The organism is Bradyrhizobium sp. AUGA SZCCT0177 (assembly GCF_018130125.1).
GTDB lineage: Bacteria > Pseudomonadota > Alphaproteobacteria > Rhizobiales > Xanthobacteraceae > Bradyrhizobium.
On record NZ_JAFCMA010000003.1, the window covers coordinates 181,218 to 198,102 of the forward strand.

At 59.5% G+C, this 16,885-nt stretch carries 13 protein-coding genes and 1 pseudogene; 6 read left to right on the forward strand and 8 right to left on the reverse strand.

The annotated features are described in order from the left end of the window. The first annotated feature begins 4 nt into the window (after positions 1-4). From JQ597_RS04965 to JQ597_RS04990, 6 genes are all read left to right on the forward strand, one after another. Entirely contained in the window at positions 5-934 is a 930-nt protein-coding gene (locus JQ597_RS04965; RefSeq protein ID WP_349628784.1) for a branched-chain amino acid ABC transporter permease, read from the forward strand. A gap of 15 nt (positions 935-949) precedes the next feature. Beyond that, on the forward strand, positions 950-2,077 hold the full coding sequence (locus JQ597_RS04970) for a branched-chain amino acid ABC transporter permease (protein WP_212263127.1): 1,128 nt from the start codon (positions 950-952) through the stop codon (positions 2,075-2,077). A gap of 128 nt (positions 2,078-2,205) precedes the next feature. Continuing rightward, positions 2,206-3,525, forward strand: a complete 1,320-nt coding sequence (locus JQ597_RS04975) for an ABC transporter substrate-binding protein (protein ID WP_212263128.1) — start codon at positions 2,206-2,208, stop codon at positions 3,523-3,525. Positions 3,526-3,602: 77 nt separating this feature from the next. Continuing rightward, on the forward strand, positions 3,603-4,442 hold the full coding sequence (locus JQ597_RS04980) for an ABC transporter ATP-binding protein (protein WP_212263129.1): 840 nt from the start codon (positions 3,603-3,605) through the stop codon (positions 4,440-4,442). Between the two features lie 370 nt (positions 4,443-4,812). Then, the gene (locus JQ597_RS04985; RefSeq protein WP_249147382.1) at positions 4,813-6,600 is read left to right on the forward strand and encodes an adenylate/guanylate cyclase domain-containing protein; all 1,788 of its coding nucleotides are present in this window, start codon (positions 4,813-4,815) and stop codon (positions 6,598-6,600) included. 244 nt (positions 6,601-6,844) lie between these two features. Next, a complete protein-coding gene (locus tag JQ597_RS04990; RefSeq protein ID WP_212263130.1) occupies positions 6,845-8,656 on the forward strand; it encodes an adenylate/guanylate cyclase domain-containing protein in 1,812 nt (603 codons plus the stop codon). 106 nt (positions 8,657-8,762) lie between these two features. On the opposite strand, the pseudogene JQ597_RS04995 reads toward JQ597_RS04990, so the two are convergent. The 8 genes and pseudogenes from JQ597_RS04995 to JQ597_RS05025 all read right to left on the reverse strand — a co-directional run bounded on the left by JQ597_RS04995 (position 8,763) and on the right by JQ597_RS05025 (position 16,853). Next, positions 8,763-9,916, reverse strand: a pseudogene (locus tag JQ597_RS04995) (IS30 family transposase). A gap of 165 nt (positions 9,917-10,081) precedes the next feature. Continuing rightward, positions 10,082-10,387, reverse strand: a complete 306-nt coding sequence (locus tag JQ597_RS38040; RefSeq protein WP_283813392.1) for an SDR family oxidoreductase — start codon at positions 10,385-10,387, stop codon at positions 10,082-10,084. Beyond that, positions 10,384-10,869: an SDR family NAD(P)-dependent oxidoreductase gene (locus JQ597_RS38045; RefSeq protein ID WP_283813393.1), complete on the reverse strand. Its 486-nt coding sequence runs from the start codon at positions 10,867-10,869 to the stop codon at positions 10,384-10,386. Before JQ597_RS38045 ends, JQ597_RS38040 begins: the two co-directional genes overlap by 4 nt. A gap of 60 nt (positions 10,870-10,929) precedes the next feature. Continuing rightward, positions 10,930-11,721, reverse strand: coding sequence for a crotonase/enoyl-CoA hydratase family protein (locus JQ597_RS05005; protein WP_212263131.1), 792 nt, complete (start codon positions 11,719-11,721; stop codon positions 10,930-10,932). Between the two features lie 186 nt (positions 11,722-11,907). Then, positions 11,908-13,008 carry an NADH:flavin oxidoreductase gene (locus tag JQ597_RS05010; protein ID WP_212263132.1) on the reverse strand — a complete coding sequence of 367 codons (1,101 nt, stop codon included), beginning with the start codon at positions 13,006-13,008 and terminating at the stop codon, positions 11,908-11,910. A 70-nt stretch (positions 13,009-13,078) separates the two neighbouring features. Further along, positions 13,079-14,278: an ABC transporter substrate-binding protein gene (locus JQ597_RS05015; RefSeq protein ID WP_212263250.1), complete on the reverse strand. Its 1,200-nt coding sequence runs from the start codon at positions 14,276-14,278 to the stop codon at positions 13,079-13,081. Between the two features lie 114 nt (positions 14,279-14,392). Then, a complete protein-coding gene (locus JQ597_RS05020) occupies positions 14,393-15,988 on the reverse strand; it encodes a class I adenylate-forming enzyme family protein (RefSeq protein WP_212263133.1) in 1,596 nt (531 codons plus the stop codon). A 520-nt stretch (positions 15,989-16,508) separates the two neighbouring features. Beyond that, on the reverse strand, positions 16,509-16,853 hold the full coding sequence (locus JQ597_RS05025; protein WP_349628785.1) for a winged helix-turn-helix transcriptional regulator: 345 nt from the start codon (positions 16,851-16,853) through the stop codon (positions 16,509-16,511). Positions 16,854-16,885: the final 32 nt, after the last annotated feature.

The window sequence follows — 16,885 nt, forward strand, 5'->3', positions numbered from 1 at the left end:
TTGCGTGATCGCATTGGGTCAATTTCTCGAAGTGCTGATCGGCGGGTTGCTGTCCGGCGTGCTATATTCGCTGGTCGCGCTCGGCTTCGTGCTTATCTTCAAGGCATCCGGTGTCTTTAATTTTGCCCAGGGCGCAATGGTATTGCTCGCAGGGCTGGCGCTGGTCCGCTCGCTTGACTTCCTGGTGGCCAAGGGCTTCCCGCTTTGGGCTGCGATCATCATCGGCATCGGCTTCGCCGTCGTGATCATGGCGATAACGGCCTGGCTGATCGAGCGGTTCGTGATCGGACCTCTTGTCAACCAGGACGGCCTTACGCTGTTCATGTCCACTATCGGTGCGACATTCATCCTCGAAGGCGCGGCGCAGATGATCTTCGGTTCCGATGCTTACCCTTTGCGGCTGTTTCCGACGGACGCCTGGTTCCTGTTTGAAAACCTCTTTCCGGGTGGAATTCTGGTCAACAAGCTGGATGTCTGGGGCGGCTTTATCGCCGGCATTCTGGTCGCCGGCCTCGCGATCTTCTTCCAGCGTACCAAGACCGGTCGCGCACTCAGGGCGGTTGCCGACGACCACCTGGCCGCGCAGTCGGTCGGGATTCCAATCAGCTGGATCTGGTTCGTGGTTTGGTTTGTTGCCGGTCTCGTTGCGCTGGTTGCGGCGACTGTGTGGGGTACCAAGCTGGGCGTACAGTTCTCCATCACTTTTCTCGCGCTGAAGGCTCTGCCGGTTCTGATCATTGGGGGCTTTACCTCCGTTCCTGGAGCCATCGTCGGCGGGCTCATTGTGGGTGCGGGCGAGAAGATCGCCGAGGGGTTTCTGGGGCCGCATATAGGGGGCGGTATCGAATATTGGTTCGCCTATGTGCTGGCGTTGGCGGTGCTGCTTGTACGGCCGCAGGGTCTGTTCGGCGAGCGGATCATCGAACGTATCTGAGACGAGGAGGTAGTTGTGCTTTATCGCGAGGCTGGCCAATTCAAGGCGACCTACGCGGAGGATATGGCGATCTTCCCGATCCGCCAGGACCGTATAGCGCTCGCCATCTTGCTCGGTATCGCCTTCATTGGCGTGCCCCTGCTGGCCAACTTCCACGTTTGGCCGTTCGGCAGCGACTATCTGCTACGCGCCATTCTGCTGCCCTTCCTTATCCTCGCACTCGCCGCTATCGGCGTAAACATTCTTGTCGGCTATTGCGGCCAGATCTCGCTCGGCAGCGGCGCGTTCATGGCCATCGGCGCCTACTCTGCCTACAAGTTGGGGACCGGCGTTCATATTCCGCTTGCCTGGCTTGGCTTCGCGATTTCGATCCCGCCGTTGCCCGTACTGCTATCCATTTTGCTCGGCGGGCTCACGGCGGCGGTTGTCGGCATCCTCTTCGGTGTTCCCAGTCTGCGGATCAAGGGCCTCTATCTGGCGGTTGCAACACTTGCAGCGCAGTTCTTCTTCGACTGGGTGTTCCTGCGGGTGTCGTGGTTCACCAATTATGCGCCGTCAGGGTCGGTCAATGCACCGACACTAGATTTCTTCGGTCTGAACGTTGGCACGCCGATCGAGCGCTATATGCTGTGCCTGATCTTCGTAACGGTGTTCGCGGTTCTGGCGAAGAACCTCGTTCGCGGCAATCTCGGCAGACAATGGATGGCGATCCGCGACATGGACATCGCCGCCGAGTTGATCGGTATCCGGCCGCTCTATGCAAAGCTCACGGCTTTCGCGGTTTCTTCATTTATCATCGGCGTGGCGGGCGCACTCTGGGCGTTCGTCTATCTGGGCTCGTGGGAGCCGCTCGCGTTCTCCATCGACCGTTCGTTGCAGCTTCTGTTTATGGTGATCATTGGCGGGTTGGGATCGATCATGGGGGCGTTCGTAGGTGCGGCCTTTATCCTCATTCTGCCGATCCTGCTGAACCTGATTCCATCCGAACTCGGCGTGCCGCTGTCGACAGAAACGATCACGCACCTGGAATTCATCATCTTTGGATCGTTGATCTGCTATCTTCTCATCAAGGAGCCACACGGGTTTGCCCGGCTCATATCGCTTGGCAAGGAGAAGCTCAGACTTTGGCCGTTTCCCTACTGAAGGGGCGGCCAGCGCGAAGGAAACCGGAGAACGCAACGCGGAGCGGCGGTCGTTGGCAGAAGGAGCAAGGAAGCTCGCAAAACAGGACCCGGTACCGCAAAGCCGGGCTGAAAGAGGAGGACGTCGATATGGTACGCAACAAACTGATACTGGCGGCAGCCGTATTATCGGGCGTGGCGCTTGCCACTCCGGCTGCAGCGCAGAACGAGCAGTTCATCCCGATACTGTCCTACCGGACCGGCGCGTACGCCGTGAATGGCGTACCGTTCGCAAACGGCATGGCCGACTACTACAACCTGGTCAATGAGCGCGACGGGGGCATAAATGGCGTCAAGCTCCTGGTCGAGGAATGCGAGACCGGCTACGCCACCGACAAGGGTGTTGAGTGTTATGAGCGTCTCAAAGGCAAGGGCCCGACCGGCGCGGCCTTCGTCAATCCGCTGTCGACCGGCATTACATTCGCCCTCACTGAAAAGACCACGACTGACAAGATCCCAATCATCACGATGGGCTATGGCCGCGCCGACTCCAAGAACGGAGCTGTGTTCTCGTACAACTTCCCGTTGCTCGGCACGTACTGGTCGGCCGCCGATATTGCGATCCAGCACATCGCCAAAGAGGTCGGCGGTTTCGACAAGCTGAAAGGCAAGAAGATTTCGCTGGTCTTTCACGACAGCCCTTACGGCAAGGAGCCGATCCCGATGCTGCAGGTGCTGGCAAAGAAGCACGGCTTTGAGTTTACGCCGATCCCGGTTACGCACCCCGGTGTCGAACAGAAGTCGCAATGGCTGGCGATCCGCCAGAACCGGCCGGACTATGTTTTGCTCTGGGGCTGGGGCGTCATGAACGGCACGGCAGTCAAGGAAGCGGCGGCTGTTGCCTATCCGCGCGATAAGATGCTCGGTGTTTGGTGGTCAGGCGCCGAGCCGGATGTGACGCCCGCAGGCGATCAAGCCGCTGGTTATAAGGCGCTGATGCTTCAGCATGGCGCGGGCAAGTTCTCCGTGCATGCCGACATCGAAAAGCACGTCTATGCCAAGGGCAAGGGGTTGTCGGAGCCTGGCAAGGTCGGCGAAGTTCTCTATAACCGCGGCATGGTGAACGCCATGCTCGGCGTGGAGGCGATCCGCAAGGCGCAGGAAAAGTTCGCCAAGAAGCCGCTGACGGGCGAGCAAGTCCGTTGGGGTCTGGAGAACCTCAACCTCTCGGATGCACGTCTCAAGGAACTCGGCTTTGAGGGCATGTTGAAGCCGATCAAGATTTCCTGCTCCGACCACGAGGGCGCGCGCGAGGGGCGCGTACAGCAGTGGGACGGCAAGGGCTGGAAAGTCATCTCCGACTGGTACACGGCCAACCAGTCCGACACCGAACCGCTCGTGGACGAAGTTTCTGCGAAGTATGCCGCGGAAAAGAAGATCCAGCCGCGCGACTGCTCGAAAGAAAGCTGAACGCTTCTCAGCGATCCGGGAGGGCGTTCGCCTCCTCCCGGGTCTCCCGAGAGCTGCAACCGTTTGGAGAGGGCTGCGTGTCAGTCACTAAGGCCACCACGGCGACAGAAGCGGCAACGCTGTTTCTGTCGGTCAACAATATCGAGGTTGTCTACAGTCACGTCATCCTCGTGTTGAAGGGTGTATCGCTGGATGTGCCGCGGGGCGGAATTGTCGCGCTTCTCGGCGCCAATGGTGCGGGCAAGACAACGACGCTGAAGGCGATCTCCAATCTGCTGCATGCGGAGCGCGGCGAGGTCACCAAGGGCTCGATCCTGTTCGACGGTGTCGAAGTGCAGTCCCTGTCGCCAAGCGAGTTGGTGCGGCGTGGCTGCATTCAGGTGATGGAGGGGCGGCGTTGCTTCGCCCACCTCACTGTCGAAGAGAATCTCTTGGCCGGCGCCTTCACGCGCAGGGACGGCAAGTCCGCGATTGCGCAGGACCTGGAGCGAGTCTATGCCTATTTCCCCCGTCTCGGGCAGCGGCGTGGTTCGACCGCCGGCTATACGTCGGGCGGCGAACAGCAGATGTGCGCGCTCGGCCGCGCGCTGATGTCGCGCCCGAAGATGATCCTGCTCGACGAGCCTTCGATGGGCCTCGCGCCGCAAATCGTCGAAGAGATCTTCGAGATCGTTAAGTATCTCAACGTCAAGGAAGGTGTCTCGTTTCTCCTTGCCGAGCAGAACACCAACATGGCGCTCAAATATGCCAGCCACGGATACATCCTCGAAAATGGCCGCGTGGTGATGGACGGCAAGGCGCGGGCGCTCGCTGCAAATGAGGACGTCAAGGAATTCTATCTCGGCGTCGCCGGGGACAAGCGCAAATCATTCCGCGATGGGAAGCACTACAAGCGGCGCAAACGCTGGCTCGCTTAGGCGTGACGCTAAGTGATCGGCTCCCGTGAGTGGTTCGGAGCAGATGTAATGGAGTGGTCCGCCCCCTTCCAGCCACTGAGTTCGAGTTCAATCCGGTTTGGTGATGCTCGGGCTAAGATCGAGTTGGCCGATGTCTGTATTTGGCATTTCGGTTTTCGGAAGTGCTGTAGGCCGGGTTTGACGGCCGCTTATGGCACCTTTGAGACATGCCCGCCTATCCTGAGAATGTCCGTTCACCGGAGTAGACTGGAAGTCGCCGTGGTCCGGTCAAACCGACGCGAATGACCCCTTTCGGACATGAGCATAGCCGGACATCGGCCCACAATCCTGCTATATAACCATTCAATTTCCCCGAGCCCGGGGGTCGATCTTGAGCAGCGAGCACGTAGAGCGGCGACTGGCGGCTATTCTGGCGGCGGATGTCGCGGGCTCTTGCCGCTTAATAGGGATCGACGAAGAAGGCACGCTGGCGCAACTGAAAGCTCTCAGAAAGACGCTTTTCGATCCCAAAATAGCCGAGCATCACGGACGCATCGTCAAGAATACCGGGGACGGCGCTCTCGTTGAGTTCGCCAGCGTGGTCGACGCCGTGCGATGTGCCGACGAAATCCAACGCGGCGTGGCCGAACAAAATATCGATGTGCCGCAGATCAAGCGGATCGAATTTCGCATCGGCATTCACGTCGGTGATATAATCATCGAAGAGAACGATATCTTCGGTGACGGGGTCAATATTGCGGTGCGTCTCGAAGGGATCGCAGAACCAGGCGGCGTCAGCATTTCAGACGATGCTCATCGGCAAATTCGGGGCAAGATCGGTATCGATTATGACGATATGGGTCCGCAGGTATTGAAGAATATCGCCGAGCCAATGCGCGTCTGGCGCGCGCGCATCGGCGCAAGCTTTTCGCCGGCAATGCTGACAAACCCGCCGACCGCGACTGCGCAGTTCCTCGCGCTCCCCGACAAACCCTCCATCGCAGTGCTGCCATTTGAGAACATGAGCGGTGACCCGGAGCAGGAATATTTCGCCGACGGCATGGTGGAAGACATCATCACGGGACTGTCGCGCTCAAAATCCCTGTTTGTCATCGCTCGTACTTCAAGCTTTACCTACAAAGGCAAAGCTGTCGACGTCAAACGGGTTGGCCGCGAGCTTGGCGTTCGCTACGTGCTGGAGGGCAGCGTCCGCAAGGCAGGCAACCGCATTCGTATTACCGGACAGTTGATCGACGCTGCGACGGGGGCACATCTCTGGGCGGACCAGTTCGACAGCTTGCTTGAAGATATTTTCGATCTGCAGGATCGGGTGACGAGCAGCGTGATCGGCGCAATCGCTCCTCAACTGCAGCGCGCCGAAATCGAGCGAGCACAACGCAAGCCGACTGGAAGCCTTCAGGCCTACGACTACTATCTTCGTGCGCTCGCCAGCCTTTATCGGCGCACCCGCGACGAGACTATTGAAGCCCTCAAGTTCGCGGAAATTGCCAGCGGTATCGATCCCGAATTCGCCGCAGCGTACGCGCTCAGCGCTCGTTGCTATGCTCAAAGGAAATCTTTTGGCTGGAGCTCCGATGCCTCTCAGGAACGAGTTGAAGCCCGACGTCTCGCGAGACGGGCGATCGAACTCGATAAGGACGATCCATCGGTGCTTGCACGGGCCGGATATGCGCTCGCTTTCGTAGTGGGCGAGGTCGAGGAAGGCGCGGCCCTCCTCTCGCGGGCGATAAATCTGGATCCAAATCAGGCTACCGCGCGATCTTTGAGGGGGTGGGTTCACCTCTTTTCTGGAGAAATCGACGCCGCGATCGAGCAATTCCAAGTCGCGCTGCGTTTGAGCCCGCTAGATCCATCGATCTTCACTCCGCAGACCGGGATGGCTTTCGCTCATTTTCTCGCTGGCCGCAATGAGGAGGCCTCATCGTGGGCGGCAACTGCTGTCCGGCAGCAACCCATTTTTTTGCCCGGACAACGTATCATGATGGCGTGCCATGCGATGTCTGGACGAGTTGAAGAAGCACGACAGGCGTGCATGCTCGCACTGCAACTGGACCCTACCCAACGCATTTCCGGTATCAAGGACAGGACCCCATTTCGCAGGGCGGAAGATATCGAAAGATTGGCCCAAGCTTTTCGGATCGCTGGCATGCCGGAATGAGCTCGCCGCGCCAGGCTCGCTGCTATTCTTGCTGCAAAGGTAGTGGGCTAGTCGCGCCGGTCAGTGCCGATGTGGCGGATGAGCAACCGCAGCACGGCCGTGACGGTGTCCGCCCTCGGGGAAGACCAGAAATCGTTGGCGTCCGAACAAACCGACGTAAATGACCCAATGGGGACTTCAGGCCGATGCTATCGAGCCAGGCTCGGTAATCACCTCTGACTCCCCAAGAGGCAACAGATTCTGTATGCTGCGCTGGGGAGAACGTGACTTAATGGGGCAGTCTTCGCATCCGCCGCCAGTCGCCCGCCGTCTCGCTGCCATTGTGGCTGCTGACGTGGCTGGCTACAGTCGGCTGATGGGCCTGGACGAGGTCGGGACCGCGCAGGCGATGCGCGGACACCTCGCCGCTGTCGACCCGATTGTCGGCCGCTACGGCGGCAGGATCGTCAAGAACACCGGCGACGGCGTTTTGCTGGAATTCCCGTCGATTGTAGCGGCGGTCGAATGCGCGGCGTCTGTGCAGGCGACCATGGCCGAGCGAAACACGCACGTGGCGGAAGACCGCCGCATGCTGTTCCGTATCGGGATCAATCTCGGGGACGTGTTGATCCAGGATGACGATATTCTGGGCGACGGCGTAAACGTTGCTGCCCGTCTGGAAGGGATAGCCGAGCCCGGCGGCATTTGCATTTCAGACTACGTTTACCAGCAGGTCTTGGGGAAGCTAGACGTTTCTTTTGAAGACATCGGACAACAGAACCTGAAGAACATCGCACAACCGGTCCACGCCTATCGCGCCCGGTTTGACGGCACCGTCTCGATCATGGCGGCGCCGCAGCTGGCCTTCCCCGATCGCCCCTCAATCGCCGTCCTTCCCTTCGTCAACATGAGCGGAGACGCTGAACAGGAGTATTTCGCCGACGGAATGGTGGAAGACATCATCACCGCGTTGTCACGTTTCAAGTCGATATTTGTGATCGCACGAAATTCGAGTTTTACGTACAAGGCGAAAGCGGTCGACCTGAAGCAGGTCGGCCGTGAGCTAGGCGTGCGATACGTGCTCGAAGGCAGCGTTCGCAAGTCGGGCGATCGCCTGCGCATCACCGGGCAGCTCATAGAGACGACCACAGGCGCGCATCTCTGGGCCGATCACTTCGACGGCGCGCTGTCGAGCGTTTTCGACTTTCAGGATGAAGTGACAGAGCGCGTCATCTCGGCCATCGCGCCGACGTTGGAGCGCGAGGAGATCGCGCGAGCGCGCAGAAGGCCGACGAACAGCGTGGATGCCATCACGGCGTGCTACGTTGGCCTTCCCGCGATGTACAGACCATCGACCAGCGAGAACAATGACGAGGCATTGCGGTATTTCCACCGTGCAATGGTGATCGACCCCAGCTTCGCCACTCCCTACGGGTATGCCGCGATGTGCCTCGTAGTGCGGCGACACTACCAGTGGCCCGGCAATGAAGCCGATGATGACGCGGAAGTCAGGCGCCTCGCGAAGTGCGTCAGAGACCTGGGTACCGACGACGCAACCGCGCTCACCGCAGTAGGCTATGCGATGGCCGCCAACCTTGGCGATCTGGATGCCGGCGACGAGTTGATCCAGAAAGCGAGACTCGCAAATCCAAACCTTGCGCACGGCCACTTCACGAGTGGAATCATAAAAGCGTGGCGCGGTGAAACAGATACTGCCATCAGTGATCTCATGCTGGGGATGCGGCTCAGCCCGCGCGACCTCTACGGCTACGCCGCTATGAGTTCGATAGGCCTGGCGCACTTCAATGCAAGTCGTTACGCCGAAGCCATTCTCTGGTATGAAAGGGGGCTTCGCGAACTGGTCTGGCCTTCGGGGCTAAAGGGAGTGATCGCCAGTTATTTCTGCGCGGGACGGGTCGAAGACGCCTGCAGGTCGATGGCTGACTTACGTCGTATGGTCCCCGGATTGCGCGTGTCGAATTATTTGGGTCCGGAGAGCAGCAGCGTTCTCTATCGGCGCGCGGTTACTGTCCAGAAATTCCTTGAAGCTGCGCGGTTTGCAGGTCTGCCGGAATAACGACGTGCGGGTCTTGCAAGAGCGGCTGGTCGTCCGCAACGAATATTCGCCCGGTCGTCATTCGGCCGGATTTTCAACTGAAGACGAATATCATTGGGCAGTACAGTCAATCAGACGATCGCCACTTCCGCAACTTCTCAGCCGGCGTCTGATAGAGCAAGGTCTTTCTCGGCCTTTCATTGAGCTGCCTTGCGATGGCACTGAGCTTGGCCTGGCTGTGCAAGAACAGATCGGTGCCACGCGGAAGACACTGGCGCAGCAATCTGTTGGTGTTTTCGTTTGAGCCGCGCTGCCAGGGAGATCGAGGATCACAAAAGTAGACCTCGACCTCGGTGGCCAATGTCAGGCGTTGATGGTCCGCGAGCTCCTTGCCTCTGTCCCAGGTCAGCGGTAAAGTTCGCTCAGCAATCGCTGCGATTGTTGGATCAGTGCCGAGACAACGCTTTCGGTATCCTTGTTCGCAACCTTGACCAGCATCACGTAGCGCGAATGGCGCTCGACAAGCGTTGCGACATAGCTATTCCTGGACCCGCCGATCAGGTCGCCCTCCCAGTGGCCCGGCACGGCGCGATCTTCAACAGATGCCGGCCTCTCGCTGATGGACACGGCATTCTTGATCTGCCCGAGCCCGTTTCGTTTCATGCTGGCATGCCTGGATCGGCGGACCGTGCGCCTCGCCCTCAGGTGCTCAAGAAGCTCCTTTTTCAGCACGCCGCGCGCCTGAATGAACAGGCTGCGATAGATCGTCTCGTGTGACACCTGCTTTTGAGGTTCCCCCGGAAATGTGCGCTTGAGCCAGCCGGCAATTTGCTCCGGTGACCATTGCCGCTGCAGCAAGGTTGATACTGTCCGCCTCAGGAACGGACGGCAAGCCAGCTTGCAAAGCTTTGGGCGCCGCGCCCGATCCCACCCGGCCCGATCGGACCCCGCAGCCCGATAGCGATCCGCCCCGCCATTGCGCTGGACTTCACGGCTGATGGTTGACGCAGATCGTCCCAAGTGGCGCGCGATCGACCGCAACGAGCAGCGCATGCTGAGCCATCGAGATATCTCCTCTCGTTCAGAAAGGCTGAGCGCCTGCTTGGCACGGCGCCGATCCGGAGGACGGATGCCGCCGGTCGGCGAGATCACTGAGAAGACCGACGAGGATTCCCGGTCAAATCGGCGTCCGATCGAACTCATCGGCTCGCCGGCCTGTCACCGATCCCAGATTTCTGATCGCTGGGCCGCCGAGTAATAAATGCGACGTCGCTGTTTCATGTCCACACTCCATCTTTGCTAAAAGATTAGAGTGTTGCGCTGACCAATTGAGCCCGCCACCACGAGCGGCCGTTCGCTTACCACGCATCAGGCGAAGACTTCTCGTCACATGGCACGCAGCCAAACGCCGGCCCTGGCTGCCGAGACGCTGCCGCTGGTGGTTCTCTAGCCCGATATCACCGAAGTCAGACCGCCATCGACGGCAAGGGTCTGACCGGTGATGTGCTTGCCCGCGTCGCTGGCGAAGAGAACCGCGGCGCCTTTCAGATCGTCCTCGTCACCGATGCGGCGCAGCGGCGCGCCGGCGGCGAGCTTTTCGACCCCGACAGCTTCGATCGTGCCCCTCGTCATCCTCGACGGAAAGAAGCCGGGCGCCAGAGCATTGGCCGTAATTCCGTAGCGTCCCCAACTACCCGCCAGGGCTCGCGTGAAGTTAACCACCGCGCCCTTGCTCGTGTTGTAGGCGATCATCTGCATACTCCGGAACTTCCGAACAGGCCCGCGATCGACGCAAGGTTGATAATGCGGCCATACTTGTTGGGAATCATCGAGTGCTTCGCAATCTGTTGGCTGAGCAGGAACAGCGAGCGGATATTCAGATTCATCACCTTGTCCCAGGCTTCGATCGGGTGATCTTCCGTCGGCGCGCCCCAGGTTGCGCCCGCATTGTTCACCAGAATGTCTACCCGGCCGAGCTTCTTGATCGCTTCGTCGGTGAGCCGCTTGACGTCTTCGTCCCTGGCATTATCCGCTGCGATCCACTCTGCCTTGATACCGAGACCGGCAAGATGCGCCTGGGCCTTTTCCAGATCCGGCGCCTTGCGAGAGGAAATCACGACCCGCGCCCCTTGCTCACCTAGCGCCTCGGCGATTTGCAGCCCAAGGCCGCGGGAGCCGCCTGTAACAAGGGCATTCTTGCCGGTGAGATCGAATGCCTTCTTGATGCTTCCCATAGTCAAATCCCCTTGTGGGCGAAGTTCCGCTGCACGGTAATGTGGGGTTCCGCGGGATCTCTATTTCCCGCGGAACACTGCCGAGCGACGTTCCACGAAAGACTGGATGCCTTCCTTCATGTCTTCGCTGCTGACGACGCGATCCTTGATCTTCGGGATGTACTCGATCGCAGCTTTTTCACCGGCCTCGATGTATTTCAACGCGGCCTCCTTGGTTACCTGAATTCCGATCGGAGCGTTCCGGGCGATCAGATCCGCAATCTCCATTGCGCGGGCAATCTGTTGGCCAGGAGCAACGACCTCCTGGACAAATCCGATCTTGTAAGCCCGCGCTGCGTTGAACTCGTCGCACAAGAACAGGTGATACATCGCATCTCCCCATCCTGCCCGCGTCAAATACCGGAAATGGGCACCACCAAGAGGGGCGATCCCGCGCTTTGACTCCATCTGGCAGAACCGGGCGTCATCGGCCGCAACGACGATATCGCCAGCCAGCATCATTTCGATGCCGATCGTGAAACAGATCCCCTGCACTGCCGTCACAATCGGCTTTCGGCACCGGCTTTTCAGCGCGAACGCATCGATATTTCCGGCCTTGATCTCGGTATTCTCGGCCTTTGGTCCGAAGAATTTCGGCATATCCAGCCCGGCCGTGAAATCAGGGCCTTCGGCGCAGAGTACCCCTACCCAGTAATCGTCCGTTCGGTCGAGAAGCGTCATCGCGTCCGACATCTGCGCCATCATCTGCGGGCTAAAGGAGTTCTTCTTCGCCACATTGTCGATGATGATCTTGAACACATGCCCGTGCACCTCGGTCCGGATCTGGCCAACCTGGGTTTTCGTCTCATTCATTTGCAAGTCTCCGAATGGCTTCCAGGCGACTGCGCAACGACACGCAGGCTTTCCCCGTCGGCTGGCTGCAGCCGACTATTGCTTGCCAGCAGCTTTGAACAGTCGCCTAAACACTAGCTACAAAAGATTTGGATAACCGTTATTCAGTGGCGATGTGCCCCGCCGTGAAACCTTTCATCGCTCAACTCAGCTCAGCGCCGCGAACGCGGTCCGTTCGAAAGGCATCAGTTCATCCGTCCGGCCGTCACGTACCTTGAGCAGCCACTGCGGATCCTGAAGCAGCGCCCGGCCCACCGCGACGAGATCAAACTCCTCGCGATCGAGGCGGCGGATCAACTCGTCGAGGGACGCCGGACGGGAACTCTCGCCGCCATATGCGGCGATGAATTCGCCGGTCAGACCGACCGACCCGACCGAAATCGTCGGTACTCCCGTCACCTTCTTGGCCCATCCGGCAAAATTCAAATCGGAGCCATCGAACTCCGGCTCCCAGAAGCGCCGCTGCGAGCAATGCAACATGTCGACGCCCGCGTCGACCAGAGGTTTGAGCCAGGCTTCCAGTGCGCGAGGCGTATCGGCCAGCTTCACTTCAAAGTCCTGCTGCTTCCACTGGCTGATCCGTAGCACGATCGGAAAGTCCGATCCGACCGCCTTGCGCACGGCGTGAACGATATCAGCGGCGAACCGGGCCCGGGCGGGCAGGTCCTTGCCTCCGTAAGCATCCTCGCGGCGATTGGTACCCTCCCAAAAGAACTGATCAATCAGATAGCCGTGCGCGCCATGCAATTCGACGGCATCGAACCCCAGGCGCTTTGCCGCAAGCGCCGCATCGGCGAAAGCGCGAATGGCGTCTGCGATGTTCTCTTCGCTCATTGGCTCGCCGAACTTCTTCTCCGGTCGTGAAAGGCCGGACGGACTGTCGTAGGCGCCGGGAGGAGACCAATTCTCGGCGCGCGTGCGAACGGCGCCGACATGCCATAGCTGCGGCGCCATCAGGCCACCCGCGGCGTGTACCTCGTCAACCACGCGCCGCCACCCCGCCAGTTCCTTATCGCCATGAAAGCGGGGAACATTCGGATCGTTCAGGGATGCCGGACGATCCACCCCCGTCCCCTCCGAGATGATGAACCCGACCGCTCCTACGGCACGGCGGCGGTAGTACCGCGCGACGTCTTCGGTCGGAATACCGCCCGGAGAGAATGAGCGCGTCATCGGCGCCATCACCACCCGGTTCGGCAAGTTCAGCCCCTTCAGCTTGAAAGGCCGGAAAAGTGCGTCACTGGACATTCGCGCTCCCTGGTTCAGTTAGTAGCTTTGCGGGCTCCGATTACCCACATTGCTCGTTCAAGAGGCAAGCTCATTTTTCCTCGGCGCTGAGAACCTTGCCGAATTGATCCCACGTGCTGCCGTTCCAGCGCTGCAGCTGCAGCTGCGTGTACGCCATACTGCTTTCCGGGCCCGTGTTGATCGTAACACCGGGTATGAGAGTGGGGAGTGACAGCCCGCGGATGCTCCGCGATTGCTTGACAATGTTCTCACGCGAAAGATCGTCTCCGCACTGCTTGAGCACTTGCTCCAGGATCTGTCCCTGCTGCGTACCGAACAGATAATTGGCATCACCGATGTCCGCGCCCGGCAGGTATTTCGCGAAATGTTCACGGTACCATTTGATGCCGGGGTCGTCGGCCCACTTCTTGTCGTTCGGATCCTTGGTGATCGTTGCCGCCACGATGCCCACAGCCTTTTCCGGTCCCGCGGGAACGATGGTTGAAGAAACCGAGCTTGAAACGAAGTTGATCAGGAACAGAGGCTTCCAATTGACCTCATCGGCCTTCTTGATGGCCTGCGCGGCGAACTTCGGCGTGCCGGCGACCAGGAACACCTCTGCGCCAGACGATTTCAACTTCACCACGTGGGAATCGATCGTCGGCTCGGTCACTTCATAGGAAGACGACACAACTTTCTTGTCGAAGTCGTCTTTCAGATAGCCTTTGAATGCATTGAGGAAGTCCTTACCCAAATCGTCGTTCTGATACAGGATCGCTATCTTTGCGTCCGGCCGGGCCTGGGTGACGTATTTCGCGTAGATTCGCCCTTCCGTGTCATAGCTGGGCAACCCCGTGGTGGTCATCGGAAATTCAGCGAAGTTCGTGAATTTGGTGACTCCGCTCACCACGAACAGATGCGGCACTTTTTTCGCGTTGACGTACTTGATGGTGGCGCCGATGCCGGGTGTACCGAGCGGGCCGAACAGGAAGGCCACTTCATCGCTTTCGACGAGCTTCCTGGTCTGCTCCACCGTCTTGGGAGGACTGTAAGCATCGTCGTAGGTGATGAGATTGATCTTGCGGCCGTTGATGCCACCGCGCTCGTTGATCGAATTGCTGTAAGCGATCAGACCCTTCCCGGTATTGCTGAGCGGCGACGCGGGACCGCTAAACGGGAACGTAGCCCCCACCTTCACTTCGGCGCTCGTAACGCCGGGTGTTTCTGCACGCGCGGGCGCGCCAACAATCGTCGCGCCGATCGCGGCTGCCAGTATAGACTTCCTGAACATCGACTTCTCCCTTGCGCGGCGACGGGTTACGTCGCTCATCAATCGTTGAATTTCCGTGCGGCCTCGGCGACCGACCCCTGGTGCGGCTTCGTCTCAATCCATGCAGTGCATCACTCAGCCCGCTGCTGCGGCATCGGACGCCTTCCCGACCGCCCGTTCGATCGCCATCTCTCGTAACTTGTGTTTGAGTATCTTGCCGGTGGAGGCTGAGGGCAGAGCGTCGAGCACGATCAATTCAGTCGGACGCTTGTACGAAGTGAGCTGTTGGGCTGTGTACGCCTTCAGGTCTTCGGCGCTGACACTGGCGCCGGAGAGAAGCTGCACGAACGCGACAACCTCCTCGTTGCCATCAACCGGTCGTCCCACCACAGCCGATTGCACGACCTGATCGTGCGCATTCAGCACCGCCTCCACCTCGGCAGGATAAACGTTGAAGCCGGAGCGGATGATGAGTTCTTTGGTTCGGCCAGCGATGTAGAGATGGCCCTCGCCGTTCACCCGGGCCAGATCCCCTGTGTTGAACCATCCCTGGTTATCGATCGCCGCGGCGGTCTGCTCGGGAGAGCGATAGTAACCAAGCATCACGTTGGGGCCTCGGACGTGCAATTCGCCCACGTCGCCGGTCGCCACCTTCTTGCTCTGCCTGTCCACGATCCGGTGCTCAATACCGGGAAGAAAGGGGCCGACTGACTCGTCCGAGACAGGGTGTTCTGAACGGACACCCGACAGGCCGGGCGAACATTCGGTTATGCCGTAATTGTTCAATAGCGGGATCCCGAATTCGTCCTCGATCCGCTTCTTCAGGTCGAGGTCGAGCGGCGCGCCGGCGACGGCTATGATCCGTAGCTTGCCTCGTTCGAGTCGTTGGATGCCCTTGACCGCCTTGTGTTCGAGCAGACGCTGATATGTGGCGGGAACACCGAACAGGCTCGTGATTCCCTCCTCGGCGATGGCATGGGCCAGCGCAGCGGGATCGGCCTTCGCCACAACATACAATGTGCCGCCGTGCATCAGCGTGGCGATCAGCAGGATCGAATACCCGACGATGTGGGACATCGGCAGCACGCCGTAGATGCGGTCCGCCGGACCGCTTTGGCGAAGAATTCCCGAAGTCTTTGCGGTAAAGAGCAGGTTGCGGTGGCTCAGCATGACTCCCTTCGGAGCACCGGTCGTGCCCGAGGTGTACAGGAGGCCAGCGACCTGGCGGGCGCCATCTTTCTCGACGGGCTCCGCTTGCGCATCCGCATTGAGTGGACCAATACCGATTCCACCGAACGGTCCCACAGCGTCTATTTTGGCGCCGACGCGGCTTGCGTGATCGGCTGCTTCCTTCGAAAGCGCCGAGTTGAACAGTACGCGTCGTGCGCCGCTGTGAGTCCCGATCAGGTCGATTTCCCTGGCCGAGAGGCGAGGATTAACCGCAATGCCCCAGGCATCGAGCTTGCTCGCCGCGAATAGCATCGCCCCCAGGGCCACGCTGTTCTCGCTCGCAATCATCACGCGATCGCCAGGCCTGATCCCCAAATTGGAAAGATCCTTCGCCGCGGCGTCGACAGCTTCCGAGAACTGCCGGTAGCTCCACGAACGCCCCCCTTCCACGAACGCCGGATGATCCGGGATGTCCCGCACGAACGGCGCGTAGACCTCGTGCACCCTGGACGGCAGGCCGTCCAGCAGCTCGGCCGCAGTGAGTTCGTCCACGCTCCTCATGCCATCCTCCTCGCGCCTTGTTTTCGGGGTGCTGCGTGGCCTCCCCTTCAAACGGGCAAGTCCGCTCCTTCACTTCCATCGGCCGCTTGAGTAAATAGTTCTAAAATAGAACTGTCAAGCCGGATGGACGCATGCCATTTAGGAAGCGAGTCTGGCTACCATCTCACGCGATCAATTCCTATTTGGAATTGAATATTTGAGACGCAGATTATTCGGAGAAATCCGGGGGATAAGACTAACTTAGGGAAGTGCGTTGCTCGTTGGCACGCGCTGTCGCGATATTCAGCGCTCGTTAGAGTCAGCTGATCCCACGCGAATGCTCGCTTCGCGTGCGCAGGTTGGAGAAGTTTGGCACAGGCATCGTTCGTTAGCGGCTCGCAATAATCGCGTCGCTAAGTGAACACGGGCTGAAGCTGGCAACTCGCCGTACGACGCCAGCTCATTGGGCGCCGTACGGTGAAACATCTCGACTGCTCAGGCGTCCGCAGCACAAAGTCAGCACGCATCACTCAATCTCACGCTACAGGGAGCATGCGTTTAGCTGGCGATCTTCAAGCGCCTGGTGCAACTGCGGGACGCCTTGAATTGAACCTCCATGCTGCTTGCCCCAACTCCGAAGCGAAAGCAGTACAGGCCCCAGGCTCTGCCCGAAGGGGGAGATTTCATATTCCACCTTCGGAGGAATCTGCGGATAGGCATGGCGCACGATCACGCCGTCGGCCTCCAGCTCGCGCAGTTGAAGGGTCAGTATCCTCTGCGTGGCGTTAGGGATGGCTCGGGACAGTTCCATGAACCGCTTCTTGCCAGCAAAGAGATGAAACAGGATCAGTGGCTTCCACATGCCGCCAATCACGGACAGCGTCACTCCGACAGCACATCCGCTCTTCGCGTCAAACC

Excerpts from the sequence above, each read along its gene's own strand:
- JQ597_RS05005 (WP_212263131.1), bottom strand. The coding sequence starts at position 11,721 with ATGAATGAGACGAAAACCCAGGTTGGCCAGATCCGGACCGAGGTGCAC.
- JQ597_RS05020 (WP_212263133.1), bottom strand. The coding sequence starts at position 15,988 with ATGAGGAGCGTGGACGAACTCACTGCGGCCGAGCTGCTGGACGGCCTG.
- JQ597_RS04975 (WP_212263128.1), top strand. The coding sequence starts at position 2,206 with ATGGTACGCAACAAACTGATACTGGCGGCAGCCGTATTATCGGGCGTG.
- JQ597_RS38040 (WP_283813392.1), bottom strand. The coding sequence starts at position 10,387 with ATGATCGCCTACAACACGAGCAAGGGCGCGGTGGTTAACTTCACGCGA.
- JQ597_RS05010 (WP_212263132.1), bottom strand. The coding sequence starts at position 13,008 with ATGTCCAGTGACGCACTTTTCCGGCCTTTCAAGCTGAAGGGGCTGAAC.
- JQ597_RS05015 (WP_212263250.1), bottom strand. The coding sequence starts at position 14,278 with ATGTTCAGGAAGTCTATACTGGCAGCCGCGATCGGCGCGACGATTGTT.
- JQ597_RS38045 (WP_283813393.1), bottom strand. The coding sequence starts at position 10,869 with ATGGGAAGCATCAAGAAGGCATTCGATCTCACCGGCAAGAATGCCCTT.
- JQ597_RS04990 (WP_212263130.1), top strand. The coding sequence starts at position 6,845 with ATGCTGCGCTGGGGAGAACGTGACTTAATGGGGCAGTCTTCGCATCCG.